This is a genomic window from Nautilia sp., assembly GCF_053994455.1.
Window position 1 is genome coordinate 1 of record NZ_JBMYAU010000043.1, and the last position, 3003, is coordinate 3003.

At 35.1% G+C, this 3003-nt stretch carries 6 protein-coding genes; 1 reads left to right on the forward strand and 5 read right to left on the reverse strand.

All coding sequences use genetic code 11. The features are described 5' to 3' along the window. Positions 1-136: 136 nt before the first annotated feature. On the forward strand, positions 137-766 hold the full coding sequence (locus tag ACXJIE_RS03025) for a TrmH family RNA methyltransferase (protein WP_456479503.1): 630 nt from the start codon (positions 137-139) through the stop codon (positions 764-766). Here the strand turns inward: ACXJIE_RS03025 and ACXJIE_RS03030 are convergent, their stop codons facing one another. From ACXJIE_RS03030 to ACXJIE_RS03050, 5 genes are all read right to left on the reverse strand, one after another. Continuing rightward, positions 767-904, reverse strand: coding sequence for a putative periplasmic lipoprotein (locus ACXJIE_RS03030; protein WP_456479504.1), 138 nt, complete (start codon positions 902-904; stop codon positions 767-769). Position 905: 1 nt separating this feature from the next. Then, complete coding sequence (locus tag ACXJIE_RS03035; RefSeq protein WP_456479505.1) at positions 906-1109, reverse strand: hypothetical protein; 204 nt, start codon at positions 1107-1109, stop codon at positions 906-908. 44 nt (positions 1110-1153) lie between these two features. Next, positions 1154-2062 (reverse strand): CAP domain-containing protein, encoded by a 909-nt coding sequence (locus ACXJIE_RS03040; protein WP_456479506.1) that lies wholly within the window; start codon positions 2060-2062, stop codon positions 1154-1156. Next, positions 2059-2754 (reverse strand): MBL fold metallo-hydrolase, encoded by a 696-nt coding sequence (locus ACXJIE_RS03045; RefSeq protein ID WP_456479507.1) that lies wholly within the window; start codon positions 2752-2754, stop codon positions 2059-2061. The genes ACXJIE_RS03040 and ACXJIE_RS03045 overlap by 4 nt, the downstream gene beginning before the upstream one ends. Position 2755: 1 nt before the next feature. Beyond that, positions 2756-3003: hypothetical protein (locus tag ACXJIE_RS03050; RefSeq protein WP_456479508.1), on the reverse strand; the 248-nt coding region annotated here is incomplete at its 5' end.

A 3003-nucleotide genomic window follows, 5' to 3' on the forward strand; every position in this document is an offset into this window, starting at 1 on the left:
TTTTAAAATTACGACTAAAAAATCGATAATCGAATTATTTTGTTTTTTATTATTGTTTATTTTCATTTCAGACACTTTTGCATAGTTATCTGTTATTTTATACTATTTTGTATAATTCCAACAAAAAAGGAAAATCTTGTATCTTGTAAGCGAAGAGCGTCTTGAAAAAATGAAAAGCATTTTAAACACACGCCAAAACACACTGAGGGTGTTTATGGATCACGTTTTCTCATCCCACAACCTTTCTGCAATTGTAAGAACATGCGATGCGGTAAACGTCGGAAAGCTATACTACAGACACCAAAAAAAAGTCAGACTCAACAACGACATAACAATGGGTGCGCATAAATGGATATTTCACGAATATATTGAAGATATTAAGGAGTTTTACAAAAACGTAAAAAAAGACGGCTATCAGGTGGTGGTGACCCTTCTTGATGACGAAACGGTTGATTTCAGGGAGGTTGATTATACAAAACCGACTCTTATAGTACTCGGCAACGAAGTGGACGGTGCAAGCGATATAAGTATAAAATACGCGGATAAAAAAGTAATAATCCCGATGTACGGAATGAGCCAGAGTCTTAACGTTTCCGTGGCAAATGCGGTAATCTTATATGAAGCGCAAAGACAAAGAGCGGCAAAAGGCATGTATGACAGCCCTTCACTGCCGGAAGACGTAATCGAAAAAACACTTAAAAAATGGGCTTATAACGATATAATTGAAAAAGAATTAAGACGCGTAAGGCACAAACATAAAAACTAATCACTCTTTATCAAGCTCTTTCCACGCCTTATCGGCATCCTGTTTTTGCATTTGAATCGTATTGGTGTTATTTATTTCTTTACTTGCGCAGCCTGTTATAAAAAACAGTGTCAATATTAATAAAATTATTTTTTTCATTTTAATCCTTTACTATTAGAGTAATCCGTCTTTTTTCAGTGATTATTTTTAATTTTTTACCGGAAAATCCGCTTACATTAATATAAATTGTATTAGCGTCTTTATAACCTATTTTATTAATTTTCACACCTCTTCTATATTCGTATCTTAGCTTTGACAGCACATCCGTCCCGTCTAACGGTCTGAAATAGATTAAATAAGTCATATCGGGTTTTATATAATAAACACCTTTTTTTCCGATAACGGTAATTACAGGGAGATTTTTTCCTCAACGTCAAAACCCCATTCAAAATGCTTTATCTTACCGTTTAAAACAAAATCCGCTTTTACTTCATAATGAGCACCGTATTTCAGCCTTTCAAGAGGAAACAGTACGAAATCGGTATTTTTCAGCAAATGATTGACATCGTTTCGGGATGTAATCAGTTTTACTTTTTTTACCTTTTGTCCGTCTCTATACAGCTCAAAAGATATAAAATGAAGCTGCTTACAATAATACGGATTAAAACTGATACTTACCGGATATCCGCAAACACCGTACTCGGGGAGAGGATCCGGAATTTCCTCATAAAACGCGGCGGGAACGTTTTTCATACCGTCATACGGCCACATTACTACCAAAGGATTATTGCGCATCTGTTTAAAATATGCATTTTCAGGGATTATTTTTTTTCTGTTTTTACATAAGTTTGCAATCCCTTTTTTATATCCGTCTTCTTCAAAACAGGCTTTATTAATATAACTGTTACCCATATCGTAAATATAAATATCTTTAAGTTTGTAAAACCCTATTTCGTTAATATTAAAATCCAAAAATCCCAAACGGTGATAAACCGCACCGAAAAGATCTTTTACCGAACCGTTATACGTATCTTCTCCCTTCGAAAGGTTTTCTATCACAAAGCGGCTGTTATATCCGCATGAAAGAGCCCTTTCGGCCGGGGTTACCCCGCTGAAATCCCTTCCGTACCGTTTTTGTATATGAGTAATAACATTATTCGAATAAACATATTTCGCGTGCCATTTTGCGGCAAGCTCCAAAGACGGGTTTTCAGAAAGCCTGTTTAACCCCACAATCTCCCTGTACGTGTTTATAAGAAAAAGGGGTTCGGAAAAAGAATAAAGTAAAACCGTGACAAATAAAATCAATTTTTTCAAAATTCAATAATCCTTCCCACACCGCCGGGAATATAATTTTCCTCATAAACCTCTTTACATATTTCCAACGCCAGATCACCGCTGCAGTGAGTGGGGGTTACATACTCAACCCCTAAATTCTTCAGTTCGTAAACCGTACTTATTATCTCCTTTTCGCTGCTTCTCATAAGATGAAAGCCCCCGAGTGCATACAAGACAGGTTTGTTAAGTATTTCTTTTGCCCTGCGTACAATATTTACAATTCCGGGATGTGCACAACCGGTTACAACCACACCGAATTCACCTTCGTCTATTACAAGGCTCTGCTCGCCAACCGGCTCCATCACCCCCGTGGTATAAAAATTTCCGAAAAGTTTCTTCGGACTACTGTCCACCACAATTGTTTCACGTGAAAGCTTTTTAAGATCCCTGATGTAAAGTTTTGAAAGAGAATCCGGCAAAATAAGACTCATTTTCCCGTTTACATCCACAATGCTGTCAATCCCTCCGATATGATCCCAGTGAGGATGGGATATAAAAAGGTATTTGAAGTTATTAACATCAAATCCCATTTTTATTATGTTTCTTACAAGCGCACGCCCGTTGCTTCCCGTATCAAAAAGAAAATAGTCGTTAATTACACACGAAAAGCCCCAAAAACTCTCTAACTTATCATTTGCCGTATAATTGTCAAAAACTATGCTAAATTTCATTTTAATCCTTTAAAAACTCAAAATTATTATCTCCTAGCCAATATTTTTCATATTTTTCACTTACAGAATTTATATCATTTGCTATTAGTTTCAAATCGAAAGTAATTTCAAAATTTTTATAATAAAATATTTTTGCATTTCCTTTTTTATCTAAAAATAATTTTTCAAATTCATCTATTTTATTTTGATAATCCGCATTGCTTGTCCCTTTAGGATCTACAAAAACAATCTTATATTTTTTATCTTTTT

What these genes read in the sequence shown, in the direction of transcription:
- ACXJIE_RS03030 (WP_456479504.1), bottom strand. Translation starts at nt 904, where the DNA reads ATGAAAAAAATAATTTTATTAATATTGACACTGTTTTTTATAACAGGC.
- ACXJIE_RS03035 (WP_456479505.1), bottom strand. Translation starts at nt 1,109, where the DNA reads ATGACTTATTTAATCTATTTCAGACCGTTAGACGGGACGGATGTGCTG.
- ACXJIE_RS03045 (WP_456479507.1), bottom strand. Translation starts at nt 2,754, where the DNA reads ATGAAATTTAGCATAGTTTTTGACAATTATACGGCAAATGATAAGTTA.